General features: G+C 43.4%; 17 protein-coding genes and 1 tRNA gene. 8 read left to right on the top strand and 10 right to left on the bottom strand.

What is annotated here, in order from left to right; genetic code table 11:
* Window positions 1-4: 4 nt before the first annotated feature.
* Window positions 5-1,435, top strand: coding sequence for a bifunctional D-glycero-beta-D-manno-heptose-7-phosphate kinase/D-glycero-beta-D-manno-heptose 1-phosphate adenylyltransferase HldE (gene hldE, locus OCU38_RS11030; protein WP_152822866.1), 1,431 nt, complete (start codon window positions 5-7; stop codon window positions 1,433-1,435).
* 114 nt (window positions 1,436-1,549) lie between these two features.
* Here hldE and OCU38_RS11025 read toward each other — a convergent pair whose 3' ends face one another.
* From OCU38_RS11025 to argF, 4 genes are all read right to left on the bottom strand, one after another.
* Window positions 1,550-1,939, bottom strand: a complete 390-nt coding sequence (locus OCU38_RS11025) for a RidA family protein (RefSeq protein ID WP_023404129.1) — start codon at window positions 1,937-1,939, stop codon at window positions 1,550-1,552.
* A 42-nt stretch (window positions 1,940-1,981) separates the two neighbouring features.
* The gene (gene pyrI / locus OCU38_RS11020) at window positions 1,982-2,443 is read right to left on the bottom strand and encodes an aspartate carbamoyltransferase regulatory subunit (RefSeq protein WP_023404130.1); all 462 of its coding nucleotides are present in this window, start codon (window positions 2,441-2,443) and stop codon (window positions 1,982-1,984) included.
* A gap of 16 nt (window positions 2,444-2,459) precedes the next feature.
* Window positions 2,460-3,389 carry an aspartate carbamoyltransferase gene (gene pyrB, locus OCU38_RS11015; protein ID WP_039970573.1) on the bottom strand — a complete coding sequence of 310 codons (930 nt, stop codon included), beginning with the start codon at window positions 3,387-3,389 and terminating at the stop codon, window positions 2,460-2,462.
* 201 nt (window positions 3,390-3,590) lie between these two features.
* Window positions 3,591-4,595 (bottom strand): ornithine carbamoyltransferase, encoded by a 1,005-nt coding sequence (gene argF / locus OCU38_RS11010; protein ID WP_261823098.1) that lies wholly within the window; start codon window positions 4,593-4,595, stop codon window positions 3,591-3,593.
* A gap of 441 nt (window positions 4,596-5,036) precedes the next feature.
* Here argF and rraB point away from each other — a divergent pair, with 441 nt between their 5' ends.
* Window positions 5,037-5,453, top strand: a complete 417-nt coding sequence (gene rraB / locus OCU38_RS11005; RefSeq protein WP_021712385.1) for a ribonuclease E inhibitor RraB — start codon at window positions 5,037-5,039, stop codon at window positions 5,451-5,453.
* A 103-nt stretch (window positions 5,454-5,556) separates the two neighbouring features.
* Here rraB and OCU38_RS11000 read toward each other — a convergent pair whose 3' ends face one another.
* From OCU38_RS11000 to pepA, 4 genes are all read right to left on the bottom strand, one after another.
* Window positions 5,557-5,949, bottom strand: coding sequence for a DUF2061 domain-containing protein (locus OCU38_RS11000; RefSeq protein ID WP_261823097.1), 393 nt, complete (start codon window positions 5,947-5,949; stop codon window positions 5,557-5,559).
* A 250-nt stretch (window positions 5,950-6,199) separates the two neighbouring features.
* On the bottom strand, window positions 6,200-9,061 hold the full coding sequence (locus OCU38_RS10995) for a valine--tRNA ligase (RefSeq protein WP_261823096.1): 2,862 nt from the start codon (window positions 9,059-9,061) through the stop codon (window positions 6,200-6,202).
* 103 nt (window positions 9,062-9,164) lie between these two features.
* Complete coding sequence (locus OCU38_RS10990) at window positions 9,165-9,626, bottom strand: DNA polymerase III subunit chi (RefSeq protein WP_261824281.1); 462 nt, start codon at window positions 9,624-9,626, stop codon at window positions 9,165-9,167.
* Window positions 9,627-9,693: 67 nt separating this feature from the next.
* A complete protein-coding gene (pepA, locus tag OCU38_RS10985) occupies window positions 9,694-11,205 on the bottom strand; it encodes a leucyl aminopeptidase (protein ID WP_152819405.1) in 1,512 nt (503 codons plus the stop codon).
* A gap of 219 nt (window positions 11,206-11,424) precedes the next feature.
* On the opposite strand from pepA, the gene lptF reads away from it, so the two are divergent.
* Window positions 11,425-12,525 carry an LPS export ABC transporter permease LptF gene (gene lptF / locus OCU38_RS10980; RefSeq protein ID WP_261823095.1) on the top strand — a complete coding sequence of 367 codons (1,101 nt, stop codon included), beginning with the start codon at window positions 11,425-11,427 and terminating at the stop codon, window positions 12,523-12,525.
* Window positions 12,526-13,596 (top strand): LPS export ABC transporter permease LptG, encoded by a 1,071-nt coding sequence (gene lptG / locus OCU38_RS10975; protein ID WP_261823094.1) that lies wholly within the window; start codon window positions 12,526-12,528, stop codon window positions 13,594-13,596.
* Window positions 13,597-13,671: 75 nt separating this feature from the next.
* Here the strand turns inward: lptG and OCU38_RS10970 are convergent, their stop codons facing one another.
* The gene (locus OCU38_RS10970; RefSeq protein ID WP_261823093.1) at window positions 13,672-14,145 is read right to left on the bottom strand and encodes an RDD family protein; all 474 of its coding nucleotides are present in this window, start codon (window positions 14,143-14,145) and stop codon (window positions 13,672-13,674) included.
* Window positions 14,146-14,336: 191 nt separating this feature from the next.
* Here OCU38_RS10970 and OCU38_RS10965 point away from each other — a divergent pair.
* The 4 genes from OCU38_RS10965 to OCU38_RS10950 all read left to right on the top strand — a co-directional run bounded on the left by OCU38_RS10965 (window position 14,337) and on the right by OCU38_RS10950 (window position 17,339).
* Window positions 14,337-14,421: transfer RNA gene (locus tag OCU38_RS10965), tRNA-Leu, on the top strand.
* A gap of 337 nt (window positions 14,422-14,758) precedes the next feature.
* Entirely contained in the window at window positions 14,759-15,262 is a 504-nt protein-coding gene (locus tag OCU38_RS10960; RefSeq protein ID WP_261823092.1) for a hypothetical protein, read from the top strand.
* A 124-nt stretch (window positions 15,263-15,386) separates the two neighbouring features.
* Entirely contained in the window at window positions 15,387-16,292 is a 906-nt protein-coding gene (locus OCU38_RS10955) for a sensor domain-containing diguanylate cyclase (RefSeq protein WP_261823091.1), read from the top strand.
* A 165-nt stretch (window positions 16,293-16,457) separates the two neighbouring features.
* Window positions 16,458-17,339, top strand: coding sequence for a patatin-like phospholipase family protein (locus OCU38_RS10950; RefSeq protein WP_261823090.1), 882 nt, complete (start codon window positions 16,458-16,460; stop codon window positions 17,337-17,339).
* A gap of 590 nt (window positions 17,340-17,929) precedes the next feature.
* Here the strand turns inward: OCU38_RS10950 and OCU38_RS10945 are convergent.
* On the bottom strand, window positions 17,930-19,423 hold the full coding sequence (locus OCU38_RS10945) for a sodium:solute symporter family protein (RefSeq protein WP_261823089.1): 1,494 nt from the start codon (window positions 19,421-19,423) through the stop codon (window positions 17,930-17,932).
* Window positions 19,424-19,550: the final 127 nt, after the last annotated feature.

Below are 19,550 nucleotides of genomic sequence, written 5' to 3'. Positions count from 1 at the left end.
CGTTATGAAACCAATCTTGCCTGATTATAGCGAGGCAGATGTCCTTATTGTCGGTGATGTGATGCTAGACCGTTATTGGTACGGTCCTACAGGTCGAATCTCCCCTGAAGCACCAGTGCCGGTCGTTAAGGTTGAAAATAACGAAGAGCGTCCAGGGGGCGCAGCCAACGTTGCAATGAATATTGCAGCTCTAGGAGGCGCTTCGCATTTGATCGGTTTAACTGGGGAAGATGAGCCTGCACGTATGCTGACTGAAAAGTTAAGCGCATTGAACGTACAGTGTGATTTTATTTCTCTGCCTGACTATCCAACCATCACCAAATTACGTGTGATGAGCCGAGGTCAGCAACTTATCCGTCTAGATTTTGAAGATAAATTTGAGAATATCGATTCTGAAAAAGTGCTTTCACGTCTCGATAACTCTTTGCAAAACAGCAAAGCCATTATCTTGTCTGATTATGCCAAAGGGGCGTTAGAGCACTCTAAAGCCATGATCGAAAAAGCCAGAAAAGCTGGTGTGCCGGTTTTTGTTGATCCTAAAGGCGCTGACTTTGAACGTTACCGCGGCGCAACGTTGTTAACGCCAAATATGTCTGAGTTTGAGTGTGTGGTTGGTCCGATTAAAGATGACCAACAACTGGCTGAAAAAGGCTTAGAACTGATTGAAAAGTTCGATCTTGAAGCTCTGCTGGTCACACGTAGTGAAAATGGCATGACGCTACTGCGTCGTGGATTAGACCCGTTCCATTTGCCAACTCAAGCGCAAGAAGTGTATGACGTGACTGGTGCCGGTGATACGGTAATTTCGGTATTGGCGGCGTCCGTTGCAGCGGGTAAACCGTTAGATGAAGCGTGTGCTCTTGCCAATGCAGCCGCTGGCGTTGTTGTCGGTAAACTAGGTACTTCAACGCTATCGACTATTGAGCTTGCCGAAGCAATGCACGGTTCACAAGACACTGATTTTGGTGTGATTGGAGAGCAAGCACTGATTGCGGCTGTGAAAAAGCTACAAGCGAAAGGTGAGCGCGTAGTAATGACCAACGGTTGTTTTGATATTTTACATGCAGGGCATGTGTCTTATCTTAACCATGCGGCAGGTCTTGGCGATCGTTTAATTGTTGCGGTAAATACCGATGACTCGGTTAAACGTTTAAAAGGCCCTGCAAGACCAGTTAACCCAACGGATCGCCGTATGGCGGTTTTAGCGGGCTTAGGCGCGGTAGATTGGGTGGTTCCATTCTCTGAAGATACTCCACAAAGATTAATCTCTGAAGTATTGCCTGATTTGCTGGTTAAAGGTGGTGATTACAAGCCGGAAGAAATTGCAGGCGGAGAAGAAGTGATTGCCGCTGGTGGCCGAGTCGAAGTGCTTAACTTTGAAAATGGTTGCTCAACAACAGAAATTATCGAAGCGATTAAAGGCGGTAAAGAGTAATTCTTTTGCCTGACTAACTTGCCTTGTTTTATACCGGTGAGAATGGATAACAAAAGGGAGCCTAGTTGGCTCCCTTCTTTATTTAAACAGCTTGTCTTTTGTAGCGATTAGAGACTATTTACGAACTGCGATAGCTTCGATTTCAATGCCAACATCTTTTGGAAGACGCGCTACTTCAACACATGAACGAGCAGGGTAGTTTGCTACGTTGTGCTCATCAAAGAATTTACCGTACGCTTCGTTAACCGTCGCGAAATCGTTAAGATCTTTTACGAATACCGTCATTTTAACAATATCAGTAACGCTCAAGCCTGAAGATTCTACAACCGCTTTTACGTTGGCTAGAGATTGCTTCGCTTGCTCAGCAATGTCAGATGGCACTTCGCCTGTTTCTGGGTTGACAGGGATCTGTCCAGAAGTCATTACCATGCCGCCTAGATCAACACCTTGTACGTATGGGCCGATTGCCGCAGGCGCATTTTCAGTATGAAGAACTTTAGTCATTGTTATTCCAATTCCATCTTAATTTAGTTGTATAAAGTCTATTTATAACTCAGTGACCACTTCACGTGAATACACTTTTTCACAGTATTTACATTTTAAGCGAATACGGTCTTTCTTTTCGATGACGCTAAAGTGGCTTTCTACCGGTTCACCGTGAGTAATGCAGTTGCTGTTAGGACACGCAAATACACCTTTAACCGCCTTCGGTAGTTCAAGCTCTAGCTTTTTCACTACGCGGTAATCTTCAATTCGGTTCACGGTCGCGCAAGGTGCATACAGGGCTAACTTGCTGGCTTGCTCTTCGTTAATGAACACATTTTCAATTTTTAGAATATCTTTTGCGCCTAACGCTGATGAAGGCAGGTTAAGACCGATAGTGACACGTTCATTTGACTTATGCATAGCGAACAGCTTTAACACTTTAGTGCCAACGTGCGCAGGAATATGGTCGATTACAGTGCCGTCTTTGATCGCTTCAACTTGTAATTGAGTGGGTTTAGTCATGGTTAAATCTCCTCTATTACAGGGTTTGGTTTAGGACAAGAGCCAATAAGGCTTCACGAGCGTAGACGCCATTTTCTGCTTGAGAGAAATAGTAGGCATGCGGCGTTTTATCGACATCTACCGTGATTTCATCAACACGCGGCAATGGGTGCAGCACTTTTAGATTTTCACGAGCATTGGTAAGCAGTGACGCGGTTAGGATGTATGCTGATTTAATGTGTGCATATTCTGAATCATCGAAACGCTCTTTTTGTACGCGAGTCATGTACAAAATATCCAGCTCAGGAATCACGCTTTCCATATCCGTATGTAAGCTGTATTGGATACCTGCATCATCTAACTCTTCGCAGATGTAATCTGGCATCGCAAGCGCTTCAGGGGCGATGAAATAGAAGCGCACATTGTTAAATTTAGCCAATGCTTGCGTTAGTGAGTGCACGGTACGACCGTATTTAAGGTCACCCACAAATGCGATGTTGATGTTGTCTAAACGACCTTGAGTTTCGTAAATAGAGAATAAATCAAGCAAGGTTTGTGTTGGGTGTTGGTTTGAACCGTCACCCGCATTAATCACTGGCACACCATTAGAAAACTCAGACGCAAGTCGCGCAGCGCCTTCTTGTGGATGGCGCATAACAAAGGCATCAATATAGGTTGAGATAACCTGTACTGAGTCGGCCAATGTTTCCCCTTTTTTCGCTAGGGATGTATTACCTGCATTATCAAAACCAATCACACTACCGCCAATGCGTTGAATTGCGGTTTCAAAAGAGAGACGTGTTCGGGTTGATGGCTCAAAAAAGCAACTCGCAATCACCTTATTCTGTAGCAGTGTCGGCATAGGGTCTGATTTTAATCTTCCTGCCGTCTGAACAATCAGTTCAAGCTCTTCACGGTTTAGCTCAGGAATGGAGATGATGTGCTTTTTGAAAAGCGTGTTTTGCATGGTTTCTTCCCCTGGTCGTACATACAAAAAAGCCCCCCTAAAAAAGGGAGGCTATAGAATTCTAAATGAATAGGAGTTGAACACGGCGTTGGCTGTGTTTTGTCGTCATGTTTCGATTGCCACGGTGCAGCATACAATCCTCCTATTTATCGTGTGGGATTATACTCACTGCTGATGTTATCGCAAGTCTCAGGAGTAGAATTAGTGACCTAAAGTTGCGACCATTACAGCCTTAATAGTGTGCATGCGGTTTTCTGCTTCATCAAAAACAATCGAGTAGTCTGACTCAAAAACTTCGTCAGTCACTTCTAAACCTTGCATACCGTATTTTTCGGCAATCTCTTTACCCACAGTGGTTTGGTCATCATGAAAAGCCGGTAGGCAGTGCATGAATTTCACATGTGGATTGTCGGTAGCTTTGATGGTTGCCATATTCACTTGGTAAGGCTTCATGATGGCAATGCGCTCTTCCCATGCTTCTGCTGGCTCTCCCATAGAAACCCAAACATCGGTGTACAAGAAGTCACAACCTTTAACGCCAGCTGCAACATCTTCGGTAAGAGTGATGCTAGCACCCGTTGCTTGTGCAATTTGCTGACATTGCGCGACCAACTCTTCTTCTGGCCAGTATGCTTTAGGGGCGACCAATCGAATATCCATGCCCATTTTAGCCGCGCCAACCAGCAGAGAATTACCCATGTTGTTACGAGCATCGCCAAGGTAGGCAAAGCTGATTTGATGCAGTTGCTTGCCTCGCGCATGCTCTTGCATGGTCAGGAAGTCAGCCAGTATTTGAGTCGGGTGGAATTCATCAGTTAGACCATTCCAAACCGGTACGCCAGCATGCTCGCCTAGCTCTTCGACAATCGACTGACCAAAGCCGCGATACTCGATGCCATCGTACATGCGTCCTAGCACTCTGGCTGTGTCTTTCATGGACTCTTTATTACCAATCTGAGAGCCTGATGGGCCTAAGTATGATACTTGTGCGCCTTGGTCAAAAGCCGCCACTTCAAATGCGCAACGTGTTCTTGTTGATGATTTTTCAAAGATCAGCGCAATGTTTTTTCCCAGTAAACGCTTTTGCTCTGTGCCAGCATACTTTGCTTTTTTTAGTTCGGCGGCAAGGTCGAGCAAGAACTGAATTTCCTTTTGACTAAAGTCCAAAAGTTTTAGGAAATTTCTATTTCTTAGATTATAAGCCATAAGGATTCTCTCATTTGATTCTATTCTGATTTTATTGCATATAAATGCTATAAAATCAAATATCAATTCACTTTTATTGAGTTAAGTCTCTTTTGATTCGGTGACTGATACACGAGGTTTGATCGGTAATGTCTGCTTAATATATCAATTATCCCTAGCTGAAATATTGTCATGGCGCATTTTTGGGTGATTAGCTCAAGCAGGGAATCGGCTTCGTCTTGTCGAGATGACGTCTTAGGTATTGCTTATGCATCTATTGGCAGGCTATTTTGCCATTTATAGGCAGCATAAGGATAACGGGCAAGTAGCAGGCTTTATCTAAGGCTCTGATTTAAGAAATCTATCTTTAGATTGAGCCTAGATATGGTATTTCGTGTCGAACCGTGCCATATTTCGTCCGTATATAAATCCTTTATTTTTTACCTGTTCGGGAGCGCACCCATGTCACAAGTGGAAGAGTATCTATCAGTCGAAGAACTTATCGAATTTCAGAAAGAAGAGACGCGTGACATTATCGCCGCTCTGCTTGAAGACGGTAGTGAACCTGATGCTTTGTATGAAATTGAACATCACCTTTTTGCTGAGAATTTTGAAACTTTAGAAAAAGCGGTTGTGGAAGCTTTCAAAATGGGTTTTGAGGTTCTAGAAGCTGAAGAGTCAGAAGATGAAGAAGGCAACAAGCTATTGTGCTGCGATGCAACTATGACTTGTACTTTAGATCCTGAGCTGATTGATATGCAGGCTGAAAAGTTGATCAATCTTGCTGAAAAATACGACATTATTTACGATGGCTGGGGCACTTACTACGAAGGTGAAGACGCTCTACCGTTTGATGACGAAGACGACGAGGAAGAATAATCGTCCTGTTCTTTGTTTGAATACTGCTTCATAAAATAAAGCTCGCAATTGCGAGCTTTATTTTTTTGTGTCTGGCTTAATTCAGTGCTTAAGCATGGTTTAGTTATGCATGGCTTAGAGTAGCGCTAGGTTGCTTGGCAAAGTACTTTGTCCATACACGCTCATGGAAGTAGTAAGCACAGGTGTTAATTGATGGTTCAATCAGTGCTAGCAAACCACCGGCAAGTGCATCACCAGAAATTAGGTACACAACCGTAAACGCAACGCTAAAGTGTACCACTGCAAAGCTGGCAGTTTTGATGCGAGAAAATGCTTGTTTTGCTTTTAGGTATGGAACCGAATTCCATACTTTTTCGTGGAAGTAAAATGCCACAGTGTTTACGCTAGGTTCAATCATCGCTATCAAGCTACCGATAATCACATCACCTGTAATAATGTATGCCACACTGAACGCGATAAAGAAGTGTAGGGTTGCAAAGCTCATTGTTTTTTTCATGACCGATACCAAAGTTTGTTGTAAGTAATTTGTTTTGATGCAAACAGTATTGATAATTATTCTCATTTGGTCAATGTCTTTTTCACTATTGCTTTGATAGGTATTATCTATAGTGGTGCTTAGAGTGAGGTGTGTGCTTATTTTTGTTTTATTTTCAATAGGTTAGGTTGGTCTTTGTAAGGTGTGATCGGGTTAACAAATACAAAAAAAGGGCTGACTTTCGTCAACCCTTCTAAGTATTTACAGCTAATTATAGAGCGGCAATTGTTGCTTTTTGCTCTGCAAGTTTAGCTAATGTTTCTTTGTATCCATCTAGCTTTTCACGCTCTTTGGCAACCACGGCTTCTGGTGCTTTCGCTACAAAACCTTGGTTGTTTAGCTTGCCTTCGATACGCTTGATCTCGCCTTCAGTTTTCTTGATTTCGCCAGCTAAACGGTTTAGCTCAGCGTCTTTGTCAATCAGACCTGCCATTGGAATCATTAGCTCAGACTTGCCAACAAGTGAGGTTGCACAAGCTGGAGTCTCAGCGCCGTCTTCTAGCAAGGTAATGTTCTCAAGTTTTGCTAGAGACATTAGCACGGCTTTGTTCGCTTCTAGACGAGCGGCATCGTTATCGTCTGCCGATTTGATCATGACATCTAATGGCTTGCTAGGGGCGATGTCATATTCTGCACGTAGGTTACGAATGCTAGTGATGAACACTTTAACCCACTCGATATCATCAAGAGCTTGTTGGTTAAAGTTTGCTGCGTCGTACTGAGGTAGAGGCTGAGTCATGATGGTTTCGCCATCAACGCCTTCTACTAGAGGTTTCACGCTCTGCCAGATGGTTTCTGTGATGTATGGAAGCACAGGGTGAGCAAGACGTAGCGTCTTCTCAAGAACAGTGATCAGAGTACGACGAGTCGCGCGCTGTTGCGCTTCACTGCCTTTCCAAAGAACCGGTTTAGTCAGTTCTAAGTACCAGTCACAGAATTGGTTCCAGATGAATTCATACAGAGTATTGGCTGCCATATCTAGACGGTAAGTGTCTAGGTGAGCGTTAAACTCTTTAGCGGCTAATTCAAACTGAGATTCAATCCATTTGTCAGCGAGTGAGTATTCTAGCTCGGCATCAGCGGCAAAACCGCAATCTTGATCTTCTGTGTTCATTAGTACGTAACGGCTGGCGTTCCATAGTTTGTTACAGAAGTTGCGGTAACCTTCTAGGCGTTTCATGTCCCAGTTGATGTCACGACCAGTTGATGCCATTGCCGCTAGAGTAAAGCGCAATGCGTCCGTACCGTATGGTTCGATACCATCTTCGAAGGTTTTACGAGTGTTCTTCTCGATTTTCTTCGCCAGTTGCGGCTGCATCATGTTGCCAGTACGTTTAGTCACTAGTGACTCAAGATCAATACCATCGATCATATCGATAGGATCAAGTACGTTACCTTTCGACTTAGACATTTTATCGCCGTTTTCATCACGGATTAGACCCGTCATGTAAACCGTTTTAAATGGTACTTGTGGTTTGCCGTCTTCGTCTTTCACGAAGTGCATGGTCATCATGATCATACGAGCAACCCAGAAGAAGATAATATCAAAACCAGATACTAGAACTTCTGATGGGTGGAATGTTTTCAGTGCTTCTGTGTCTTCTGGCCAGCCTTGTGTACCAAACGTCCATAAAGCAGAAGAGAACCAAGTATCCAATACGTCGTTGTCTTGGTTAAGAACAACTACTGGAGCAAGGTTATGTTTCTCACGTACTTCTTCTTCACTGCGGCCAACATACACTTTGCCGTCGTTGTCATACCATGCTGGGATGCGATGGCCCCACCAAAGTTGACGAGAGATACACCAATCTTGAACGTCGCGCATCCAAGCAAAGTACATGTTTTCGTACTGCTTAGGTACAAATTGAATTTCGCCGTCTTCAACCGCTTTTACAGCAGGCTCCGCTAGAGGTGCTGTGCGCACATACCATTGGTCAGTCAGCATAGGTTCGATTACTACGCCACCACGGTCACCGTAAGGTACGGTTAGGTCGTGATCTTTGATTTCATCAAGCAGACCTAGCGCATCAAAATCAGCAACGATTTCTTTACGCGCCGCAAAACGTTCCATACCGTGATATTTCTCAGGTAGGTCAGTGGCGTATACATCGCTTTCTTCACCGTTAGTCGTGAATACTTCTGCTGCATTACGAATGTCAGCGTTGAAGGTTAGGATGTTGATCATTGGTAGGCTATGACGTTTACCAACTTCGTAATCGTTAAAGTCATGCGCTGGCGTGATTTTCACACAACCTGTGCCTTTTTCCATATCCGCGTGTTCATCACCTACGATAGGGATCAAGCGGTTAACGAGAGGCAATAGGATGTTTTTACCGATAAGATCTTTGTAACGAGGATCTTCTGGGTTTACCGCTACGCCAGTATCACCAAGCATGGTTTCTGGACGAGTGGTTGCCACTACGATGTAATCTTTACCGTCAGCGGTTTTTACGCCGTCAGCAAGAGGGTAGCGGAAGTGCCACATGTGGCCTTTTTTATCTTTGTTTTCTACTTCTAGATCAGAAATCGCAGTGTGCAGTTTTGGATCCCAGTTTACTAGGCGTTTGCCACGGTAAATAAGGTCTTCTTCGTACAAACGTACAAACACTTCTTGAGTGGCAGCTGATAGGCCGTCATCCATAGTAAAGCGCTCACGATCCCAATCCACAGATGCGCCAAGACGACGAAGCTGTTTAGTGATAGTACCGCCTGATTCGCCTTTCCACTCCCAGATTTTATCAATGAAAGCTTCACGGCCGTAATCGTGCTTAGTTTTGTTTTCTTCTGCGGCAATCTTGCGCTCAACAACCATTTGGGTTGCGATACCGGCGTGGTCGGTACCCACTTGCCAAAGGGTGTTTTTGCCCTTCATACGTTCAGCACGGATCAGCGTATCCATGATGGTATCTTGGAATGCATGTCCCATGTGTAAGCTACCTGTGACATTCGGCGGCGGGATCATGATGGAATATGATTCTTTCGTGGTGTCACCGTGTGGCTTAAAGTAGCCTTTTTCTTCCCAAGTCTGATACAGATCTTGTTCGATAGATTGTGGGTTATATGTCTTTTCCATAATACTCTTACATGGATAATTGGTTGATGGCAAACTGCATAAATTAAGGGTTTATTAACGATAAATTAATAAATGCTTTAGCTATGAAGTTTGGGTTATTTGTTCAGCTTTGTTTGTTCAGTTCTGCAATGGATACGGTTTGCATTTGATACCCTGCGTGACGATAGATTTTATATCTTTCTCGGGCAACATGCTTCGCTTTTTCATCACAAGGGACGAAGTCTACCACTTGAGAGACTATTCCCGCAAAGTTTGTGTCATCTTCCGCCAGATTAATGACGATATTGCGTGTTCTATGTAGTTCAGTTGTGCCAGTTCCTATTTCAACTTGAGTGCCATTAGCTGGCCCTTCGCCACTAAGATTATGTGCGATAAAATCAGCATTATCGAGTTGAAACAAAACATCATCCCACTGCTGTGCTTGCGGCTTATCTTGGGTATTGAGATAAATGCGCGCACCTTGCCGAGTAAAATGTCTAATTAGGTAGCAAACGTACTGTTGAAAACCTAGCTTAGAATCTACAGCGCTGTTAGGTTCGATGAGATAAAAAGTGGCGATAGACATGTTCTTTCTCAATAAAAGCGCCTCCCGAAGGAGGCGTAATATAGGTTAGGTTAATTGCCGTAGGCGATTAAGACTCTACCGCTTCTTGTCCGCTACGGTTAAGTAAGAACTGAACCAATAGTGAAACAGGGCGGCCTGTTGAGCCTTTAGCTTGACCTGATTTCCATGCTGTACCGGCGATATCTAGGTGAGCCCAGTTATACTTTTTGGTAAAGCGAGACAGGAAACAACCTGCGGTGATAGTACCTGCAGGGCGACCGCCAATATTTGCCATATCAGCAAATGGGCTGGCGATTTGTTCTTGGTACTCATCGGCCATTGGTAGACGCCAAGCGCGATCTCCCGATTGCTCAGAAGCGTTTACTAGCTCATGAGAAAGCGGGTTGTGATTTGATAGAACGCCACTGATATGGTGACCAAGTGCAATCACACACGCGCCAGTTAGCGTTGCCACATCGACTACACAATCGGGTTCAAAACGCTCAACGTAAGTTAGAGCATCACACAAAACTAGGCGACCTTCAGCATCGGTATTTAATACTTCTACTGTTTGTCCTGACATCGTCGTTAGAATGTCACCTGGGCGATAAGCATTGCTGCCTGGCATGTTTTCACAGCCAGCCAGAATCCCCACCACATTGATTGGCAGATTCAATTGTGCCAAGGCTTTCATAGTGCCGAACACACTTGCCGCGCCACACATGTCGTATTTCATTTCATCCATGCCATCGCCTGGTTTTAGTGAAATACCGCCTGAATCAAAGGTTAAGCCTTTACCAACAAGCACAATAGGTTTAGCGCTTGCGTCTGGATTGCCTTTATATTCAATCACAGACATCATGGATTCGTTGTGTGAACCACGGCCTACAGCAAGGTATGAAGTCATACCCAGTTTTTCCATCTCTTGCTCACCGATGATTTTAGTGGTGACTTTCTCATAGTCATCAGCCAAACGGCGCGCTTGAGAAGCAAGGTATGCTGGATTTGCCACATTCGGTGGCATGTTGCCTAGGTCTTTTGACGCTGAAACACCTGATGCAACCGCTAAACCATGATTGATCGCTTGTTCGCCAATGTTCAGTTCACGACGCGTTGGTACGTTGAACACTAACTTGCGTAATGGGCGACGTGTTTCTGGCTTATTGCTCTTAAATTGGTCGAAAGTGTACAGACCGTCGTTCGTTGCTTCTACAGCTTGACGCACTTTCCAATAAGTATCGCGACCTTTTACATGCAGTTCTGTTAGGAAACAGACCGCTTCCATTGAGCCCGTTTCGTTTAACGTGCTAATGGTCTTTTGGATGATTTCTTTGTATTGACGTTCACCAAGCTCTCGCTCTTTGCCACAACCTACTAGCAAAACGCGCTCAGAAAGCACACCAGGTACTTGATGTAACAACAACATCTGCCCTGGTTTACCCTCTAAATCGCCTCTGCGCAGTAGGGAGCTTAGGTATCCGTCACTGATTTTATCTAGTTGCTCTGCAACTGGTGAAAGACGACGTGGCTCGAACACCCCAACAACAATACAAGCACTGCGTTGCTTCTCTGGGCTACCACTTTTTACGCTGAACTCCATGCCTACTCCTACATCGTGAAGACAAACCACAATAAATGTTAGATAATGCCTGCTTAACTTGTTGAATCTTGGTCAAGAGCTATGTTTACTCAATGAGTATAAGCAAGTTAATTGATTATCGATTAGTCAGTAAATTTGAAAAATAAAAGGTTCATTCAGAAATTATAGCGATTCCTGTAAAAATACAAGTTTTGCATCCAAGCTTATAGGGACTTTAGCGTGATTATTGTTAGATATTTGATCCGCGAGACAATCAAGAGTCAGCTGGCCATCTTTTTCGTACTGTTTTTAATCTTTCTAAGCCAAAGGTTTATCAGTGTGTTGGCCGATGCCTCAAATGGCGACATTCCCGCCAGACTTATTATGACTGTAGTTGGTCTAAACATGCCCGCCATGGGCTTGTTGATGCTACCACTGAGTCTATATATAGGTATTTTACTTACTTTCGGACGTTTATATGCTGAAAGTGAGATTACAGTAATGAATGCAACTGGGATCGGAAATAAATTTCTGATTCAGGCTGCGTTGTACCTTGCACTTATCACTTCTGGTATTGCTGCATTCAACTCATTGTACTTTGCGCCTTGGTCTCAAGATAAAGAAGCGCAGATAATGGATAAGTTGGCCGCAGAGACTAGTGTAGAGTTATTGCAAAAAGGTCAATTCCAAAGCACGCCAGACGGCAGTGCGGTGGTCTTTATTGACGATTTAAAAGACAAAAAATTAACCAATGTATTTGTTGCGCAAACAGTGGGTGAAGGTTCAATTCGTCCAAGTGTGGCGTTTGCAGATTCTGGAGAAGCAAAAGAGTTATCTGATGGTCGTCAGATTTTAACTCTGTATAACGGTACCCGCTATGAAGGGATTCCGACTCAGCTGGATTATATGAAGACCAATTTTGATGAGTATGATGCACTCATCGGTCAGCGAGAAGTGAAACCTAAAGGTCGAGACTTTGAGGCAATTCCAACTATTCAGCTGTTTAATAACCCAGATCCAAAAGCGAAAGCAGAGCTACATTGGCGCATCAGCTTAATTATCTGTATTCCATTATTAACCTTGGTGGTTATCCCATTGTCTGCGGTAAACCCAAGGCAAGGGCGCTTTGCTAAAATGGGACCTGCCATCTTGTTTTATTTGGCATACTTTATGGCAATCAGTGCCGCGAAATCTGCGATAGAAGAGGGTAAAATCTCCGATGTTGTGGGGATGTGGCCAATGAACATAAGTTTGCTCGTGGTTGGCATTGTCTTAAACTCAATAGACAGTCTGCCAGTGCGACGTTGGAAAGATAAGATTCGCCAGAAGAGGGCTTCTTAAGTGTTTAAGATTCTAGATTTATACATAGGCAGAACTATCATTGCGACCTCTAGCATATGTTTAGTTACCCTAGTTGGCCTATCTGGCATTATCAAATATGTTGAGCAGTTACGAAAAGTAGGGCGCGGCACGTACGATCTGTTGCACGCACTGTATTTTGTTCTTCTGAGTGTGCCTCGTGATATCGAAATGTTCTTCCCTATGGCTGCGTTGCTAGGAGCCTTGATTGCTTTAGGCACATTAGCAACCAGTTCAGAGCTGACAGTTATGCAAGCGGCGGGCTATTCCAAAGTTAATATTGGTATGTCAGTGCTTAAAACCGCAGTGCCACTGATGTTGATGGTTATGCTATTGGGCGAATGGGGTGCACCACAAGCGCAAAAAATGGCACGAGACCTTCGTACCGCCTCTATTTCTGGGGGGCATATGGTATCCACTCGCTCAGGCGTTTGGGCAAAAGATGGTGATGACTTTATCTATATTGGCCGAGTGAATGACGACAAGCTTCAGGCGGTCAATATCTGGGAGTATGACCAGAATAAAGAGCTGATCAGAAGTATGTTTGCCAAAGATGCTAACTATATTGGCGATAAAACGTGGAAACTTAACCAAGTGACCACCACGCTTTACACCAACGAAACTCAGGTGAGTAAAGAGAAAGAAGCCAGTTTAAATTGGCAAACCACCTTAGTGCCAGAGCGGCTTGAGATAGTCACGGTTAAGCCCGAGGAGCTCTCTTTAACCGGCTTATACAGTTACGTCACCTATCTGAAAGACTCAGAACAAGATGCCTCACGCTATGATTTAGCCTTCTGGCGTAAGATCACTCAGCCATTGTCTATCGCTGTAATGATGATGTTGGCACTGTCGTTTGTCTTTGGCCCATTGCGTAGTGTTACTATGGGGGCAAGGATACTGTCTGGGGTCATTGCCGGCTTCACGTTTTATATTTCATCGGAGTTTTTTGGCCCGCTGAGCGTGGTGTATCAAGTGCCACCTATGTGGGGGGCCATCGCGCCAAGTATCGCCTTTATGTTAGTGGCGATTATCTTGTTGCGGCGTAAGTTGTAAGCTAGCGCAGAAGTTAAAACAGAAAAGGAAGGCATTGCGCCTTCCTTTTTTAATGAGGGTAACTCTAAGCGGGTATTATACTTTTGGCAGTACCACGACTTCGGTTTTTGCCCACACATCATGGAAACCACGTTTTTGGTTATCCAGTGGAACAGATAGGTTACTTAGACCAAACGCCGAAGTTGCAACGCGAATACAAGCCTGAGTGACACTGATGAGCGAACCATCGTTATTTTGTACTCGCAGTTTCCAAGCTCGCATCCCAATAGTCTGCCCAGCTCTTGTCCAGAAAAACACAAAAAAGCCAATCCAAACCGTCGCTAAGTACAAGGTAAACAACACACTCCACAGCGGATGACGAGTGAGGTAATCACTAGCATCAATATATTGACCATAGTCCATCATACCTGCCGCCACTAGAGCCTCAAAGATGGCGACAACAAGCCCAGCGGCCATCATTTCAATCGCGATAATGATAAATGCATCATAAAGCCAAGCACTTAAACGTCGCATCAAACCCGCTTTAGGTAAGGTATTTTGTGAGTTCATTTTCCTGATATTCTAATAATTGTATTTTGAAATTCAGAATAGCCATTTGCCCGCTCCGTGCAAAGCAGTACAGTGTAAAAAAGTGCGCTTCATGTTTAAAAAATACGCGAACGAATCATAATTACTATTTTTATCCTTGCGTGACGGGTTCGGTTACGTATAATGCGACACATACCTTCAAGGTATGCAGTGCCGGTGTGGTGAAATTGGTATACACGACGGATTCAAAATCCGTTGCCTTCGGGCGTGGCGGTTCAAGTCCGCCCACCGGTACCATTATTTAAATGATAAAGCCTCGACGAAAGTCGGGGCTTTGTTGTATCTAGCGTAATCAAATGTTTAGCTCTACTTCTTCGCATTATCTTCTGTGCTACTCTCTAGCGAAAACACTCTTCAACTATTTTCTTTGCATCGTATTTAGCCATGTTAGTTTTGTCACTAAGGGCAAATGTGGGCAAGTGTCGTTTTGATTTGCTGTAAAGAGTCAATTTGCAGCAAAATTGTTGTTAAATCAGCTTGATTTGATATCGAGCGTCAGGTTTTGTCTGTATACCGTTATATAGTATGTATTGAAGGTTTCCATTATAAATTTGAAGTATTTGGTCGTAACGCTATGAAAAAATTAATTTTACTAACTCTGTGTTTGTTTTATGCAGGCTCAGCTTTATCTGCTGAGAAACCCCATAAAGATTGGGTGATAGATACTGATGGCTCTGAGTATTTTTATGCGGCGACTCTAAACAAGAGTGGGCATGTGTTTGGTAAGTACTGTTACTTTGAATCCGAAAACTGCATGTATATCACTGGGGTTGATATCAAGTGTACCAATGGGAATAAGTATCCGGCACTTGTTAACTCTGATTCGGGTTCGATGAATACTATGCTGCATTGCGGAGGTCGGGTTGACGGTCAGAATGTGCTGATATTTGAAAACTTTGATGATATTGAAGCGACTGTTAAAAAAAGCAAGCAACTGGGTATCGCTATTCCTATGGAAAACGGCAAGTTTAAAGTGTCTCGCTTTAGTATGTCTGGTTCAACTTACAGCATAGATAAAATGACCAAAGAGGCAGAAAAGCATTTGGCTTTATCCAATGCTGATAGTGAACTTTTGTAGTTTATACCAATCGTACTTAATAACTGGTGCGAATCAATATTTATATGTGGATTTTGTATGCAATCAAAGTTATACATATGAAGTTAAATTGTTAATACGTATTAATGAACATGGATGTGTAGTAATGGAACAATCGGATGAAATCTCTCGGTTTTTAGATTTTTTGGCGGATGCAATTTTGATTGTGGATCAGTATTCCAATATTGTGTTTGCGAATAAGTCATGTGCTCGGTTATTTGGTTATGAAAGGGAGGTTTTACTGACCCTAAAACCGAACGACTTGATGCTACCGGATGCGACCAATCATCACGATGCCAAAGTGAGTCACTTTGTACTTAACCAATCACAAGCTAGAGCCATGATGTCTAGAAGCATTATGCCTTGTAGAAATGCCAATGGTGATGGGTTTAACGCCAGAATTTCTATAGCGAATATTGTGTTTAATGGTAAGAGGTGTGGAATCGCAACCTTGCAGGATTACTCAAGGGTTCAACAGCTGATAGATGAGCTAAAGGATGAAGCCAATACTGATGCGCTAACAGGTTTATTTAATAAGCGACACCTTGATAGTGTATTGTCTAATCAGTCATTAAGAGTGCTAGATTCTGGTTGTCTGGGAGTGGCCTATCTAGACTTAAATGGGTTTAAGTTAATCAATGACACCTATGGGCATGATATTGGTGATCAGCTTCTGGTTGAGATATCCACTCGTTTGACGGGGCGGTTGCGTAGTAGCGATATTTGTTTTCGAGTTGGTGGGGATGAATTCCTAATATTGTTTAATATCAATGACCACAACAACTATGAAAAAGAAGCCAAAGGCATTGCAAGCAAGCTACATCAATTAATCTCAGAGCCTGTGTCGGTAGATAAAGTTGATGCTGAACTCACGGTTGGGGTCAGTATTGGAATTGGTATTTATCCGCACGACGACCATGAATTATCAGCGTTAATAGAGAAAACAGATAGGGCGATGTATTTAGCCAAAAAGCAACAACTGCCGTATGTGTTTACCTCAACGTTAAGTTGATCAGCGTGAGCGAAAAAGTGGCTGTATGTTTTGATTGGGAGTTAAGCCCTACCATCAAAACCTACAGTTCAATAGCTTCTGCCTATCAAAATAATAATTATTACTGAATTCTTTTACTCTCGTTAGCCCTTTATCCTAGCCCTAGTTAAATTTAGGGAATGTATTGTGGATAAGAAAGCATTGGTTGTAGAGGGTGGGGCAATGCGTGGCATTTTTGCTGCGGGTGTACTTGACGCTTATTTAGATTGTGGGCATCAGCCTTTTGACTTTGCGATTGGCGTGTCGGCAGGGGCATCTAACTTACTGGGCTATCTGGCAAAGAAAAGACAGCGCAGTTATCAAGTGATTACCGAGCTTGCCACTTCTAAGCATTTTTATAGCGTGTCTCGTTTTGCAGTTGGCGGAAACTTGACGGACGTGAAATGGCTCAGCGATGCTTCGATGGAGCAATACCCAATTGAGCTCGATACTCTGTTTAATTCCATACCTCTTTACGCCGCTACCACCGACATTGAATCTGGACAGGCAAAATATTTTAGGGTCTCTAAAGAGAATATGTCTGGGGTCATTGAAGCGACCACGGCGCTGCCTATTGCCTATAAACATCCGCCTTGTTTTGCTGGTGGCTGTTTTACTGATGGCGCAGTGGCAGATTCTATCCCAGTAAAAGAAGCTTATCGTCGCGGTGCTCGAGATATCACTGTCATTCTTTCTCATCCACTTTCTTACAACATGCCAGAGTCTAGCTCTTATTGGCTGATGAAACGTTTATTACGCAACACGCCCAAAGTGGCTGAAACGCTCGCCACTAGAGCTAAACGCTACAATCAAGCTTTGCAGTTTATTCGTTTCCCACCCAGTGATGCGACGATTCGGGTGATTGCTCCGCCAGAGAATTTTCCAGTTAAACGCTTAACTCGTAAGAGAAAATTATTGGATATTGGTTATGCAATGGGGGTGGAAGCGGGTAGGCAGCATGTGGCTAATTTGAGGGGGAGAAGAGAGCGATTCTCAAGGGAGGAATGTACCGCTTGTTTTGCTGTGTGAAGCTGGCTTATCAGACTGAACCACCAGCAATCAATATTCTTTAAATCTGTATAGCACTACAAAATATGTAGTTGTTTCTAAAGACTAATCTTTGTTCTTGCTACCTAAATATGTAGCGTAACTGTAAGTAGCTCCAGCGAAACATAAAAGGATTGCCATCCAGATTGTTGTATCAAGATCCATATCGTCATTCTCAGTTTTAACTTTTGAAGCGACAATATTACCTTTTTTGTGACGAAGTTCAAATATTTATTTGTATGAGTAGTGGATTAAGACAAGATGTAAAAAAACCAGTCACACGGGGGTATGACTGGCTAATAAGATGTTCAGCGATTGTAGTTATTATTATTTTCTTTTGTTATTTCTTTTTGTTATCGCTTTCACAGTGATGAGCGTAGCGCATGGCAAACAAGTAGAACACCACACCAAAGAAGATGATTCCGCCCATCCAAACTTGTGTAAATCCATCTAGTCCCATTATTCTTCCCCTTTATCTTCGTTACTGATTAATCGTGCAATTACGGAAAAGACAATCACAATCCCCATAATTGTTCCAAACGCTGTTAGGAATAGTTCAGCTGCTAAGTTCATTAAACACGTTCCTCTTTTAAATTAACTTGGGCTTTTTTCGCCTCTTTATTTAGTTTTTGTTCTTTAAATAGAGCAGGTCGTGAGTGCTTCACTACGCTATTACCCACCACTGTGGTGACCAGAGCTACGATGGCTACGATATGTGCGTTCTCTAGCATAGATAAGCCTAAAGTATGTTTGATATCGGTGAATGACCATACTAGGTTGATAACCCACGAAGACATCACTACGGTTTGAGCAACCATCAAGTTACGCTTCCAGAACAATCCAGTGATGATGATGAAGAAGAAAGGTACTAACCATGCAAACAACCAAGTGATAGCTAGGATAACGTTAGGTTGTAAGAACAGAGTCATTGCCGCAGCAAGAGCACCAATAATCATGATTACTTTGCGGATGAGTTTCTTCTCTTTTTCTGGAGAAAGTCCACCTTCCACATTGGCACCGATAATGTCTTTTGCAAAAATCGTTGCCGGAGCAAGTGCTGACATTGCGAAAGTAGAGAGTAGAGCACCTAGGAAACCCGCTTGCAGAAGAATAACCAACCAAGTAGGTAGCAGTTCAACAATCAGGGTCGCACCCGCAAGTTTTGGACCAAGCTGTGCAAACTCAGGAATCGTTGCCGCTGCTAGGCCAACCAGAACTGGGAATACACCAAATAGACCGTTTACTGGAGCTGCAATCCATAGTGAGCGCTTGATAACTTTCTCATCTTTAGCTGACATTGCTGCCTGCATACCTTGTTGGTTTACTGACTGAGCAAATACAACAGAGAAGATAGCCGCTAGCGAGAAGCCTACCAGAATGTCTGGCGTTGCTAAGATAGACAGTTTGAACTCTTGATCGTGAGCTACGTAGTACTGCGTAACACCTTCCCAACCATTTGGTAGAACAAAGGCTAAGTAGATACCAGCAATGATAATTGAACCATACATGACTACCGCATTGATTAGGTTCACCCACATTGTTTGCTTGATGCCGCCCATAGTTACATAAGCTGTACCAATTATTGCCCCCAATACTGCAGACCAACCCAGAGACCAGCCTGACATTGCAGAGATACCTATACCCAGCGTTTGCGTCTCTAGAGTCACCAGACCAAAGACGACCATTGCGCCAACACAAGCTGTGTAAGTACGAAGTTGTTTGTTGTATAACTGGCCAATCAGCTCAGGAATAGTTGCACAACCAATACGGCGAATCCAACGTCCAGTACCTAAACAGATAACACAGATAAGAATGGTGTGAGCGAAACAGAACCATAGAGCGACCGCACCAAGTACGAAGGACATCTCCATGAGACCATAAACGTGGGCGGACCCAAGATAGGTGATTGCAAGGGTCACAGAGAACATTGCTATGTTCGCGTCACGGCCGCCAAGAGCCATGTCGGTGACTTCGTTAGTTTGAGATTCTTTCCATTTTAAATACCAACCGATACCGCCTATAACAATTGCATTATATATCAGTACCATGAGTAATATATTGCTCATCTTTGCCTCGAATATTATATGTAGGGTTGGTCTAATTAATTAACGGCCGTTATTTTAATTTCGACTTATTATTAAGAACTGAATAAATAATACGTGCTTTTTTAATATAAAAATAAGATGAGGCTCA

The organism is Vibrio neonatus (assembly GCF_024346975.1).
Classification (GTDB): domain Bacteria; phylum Pseudomonadota; class Gammaproteobacteria; order Enterobacterales; family Vibrionaceae; genus Vibrio; species Vibrio neonatus.
This window is presented reverse-complemented; position numbering and strand designations above follow the sequence as displayed.

Bases quoted from the DNA above. Each gene is read 5' to 3' on its own strand.
- hldE (WP_152822866.1), top strand. From the start codon at position 5: ATGAAACCAATCTTGCCTGATTATAGCGAGGCAGATGTCCTTATTGTC.
- OCU38_RS11025 (WP_023404129.1), bottom strand. From the start codon at position 1,939: ATGACTAAAGTTCTTCATACTGAAAATGCGCCTGCGGCAATCGGCCCA.
- pyrI (WP_023404130.1), bottom strand. From the start codon at position 2,443: ATGACTAAACCCACTCAATTACAAGTTGAAGCGATCAAAGACGGCACT.
- pyrB (WP_039970573.1), bottom strand. From the start codon at position 3,389: ATGCAAAACACGCTTTTCAAAAAGCACATCATCTCCATTCCTGAGCTA.
- argF (WP_261823098.1), bottom strand. From the start codon at position 4,595: ATGGCTTATAATCTAAGAAATAGAAATTTCCTAAAACTTTTGGACTTT.
- rraB (WP_021712385.1), top strand. From the start codon at position 5,037: ATGTCACAAGTGGAAGAGTATCTATCAGTCGAAGAACTTATCGAATTT.
- OCU38_RS11000 (WP_261823097.1), bottom strand. From the start codon at position 5,949: ATGAAAAAAACAATGAGCTTTGCAACCCTACACTTCTTTATCGCGTTC.
- OCU38_RS10995 (WP_261823096.1), bottom strand. From the start codon at position 9,061: ATGGAAAAGACATATAACCCACAATCTATCGAACAAGATCTGTATCAG.
- OCU38_RS10990 (WP_261824281.1), bottom strand. From the start codon at position 9,626: ATGTCTATCGCCACTTTTTATCTCATCGAACCTAACAGCGCTGTAGAT.
- pepA (WP_152819405.1), bottom strand. From the start codon at position 11,205: ATGGAGTTCAGCGTAAAAAGTGGTAGCCCAGAGAAGCAACGCAGTGCT.
- OCU38_RS10970 (WP_261823093.1), bottom strand. From the start codon at position 14,145: ATGAACTCACAAAATACCTTACCTAAAGCGGGTTTGATGCGACGTTTA.
- OCU38_RS10960 (WP_261823092.1), top strand. From the start codon at position 14,759: ATGAAAAAATTAATTTTACTAACTCTGTGTTTGTTTTATGCAGGCTCA.
- OCU38_RS10955 (WP_261823091.1), top strand. From the start codon at position 15,387: ATGGAACAATCGGATGAAATCTCTCGGTTTTTAGATTTTTTGGCGGAT.
- OCU38_RS10945 (WP_261823089.1), bottom strand. From the start codon at position 19,423: ATGAGCAATATATTACTCATGGTACTGATATATAATGCAATTGTTATA.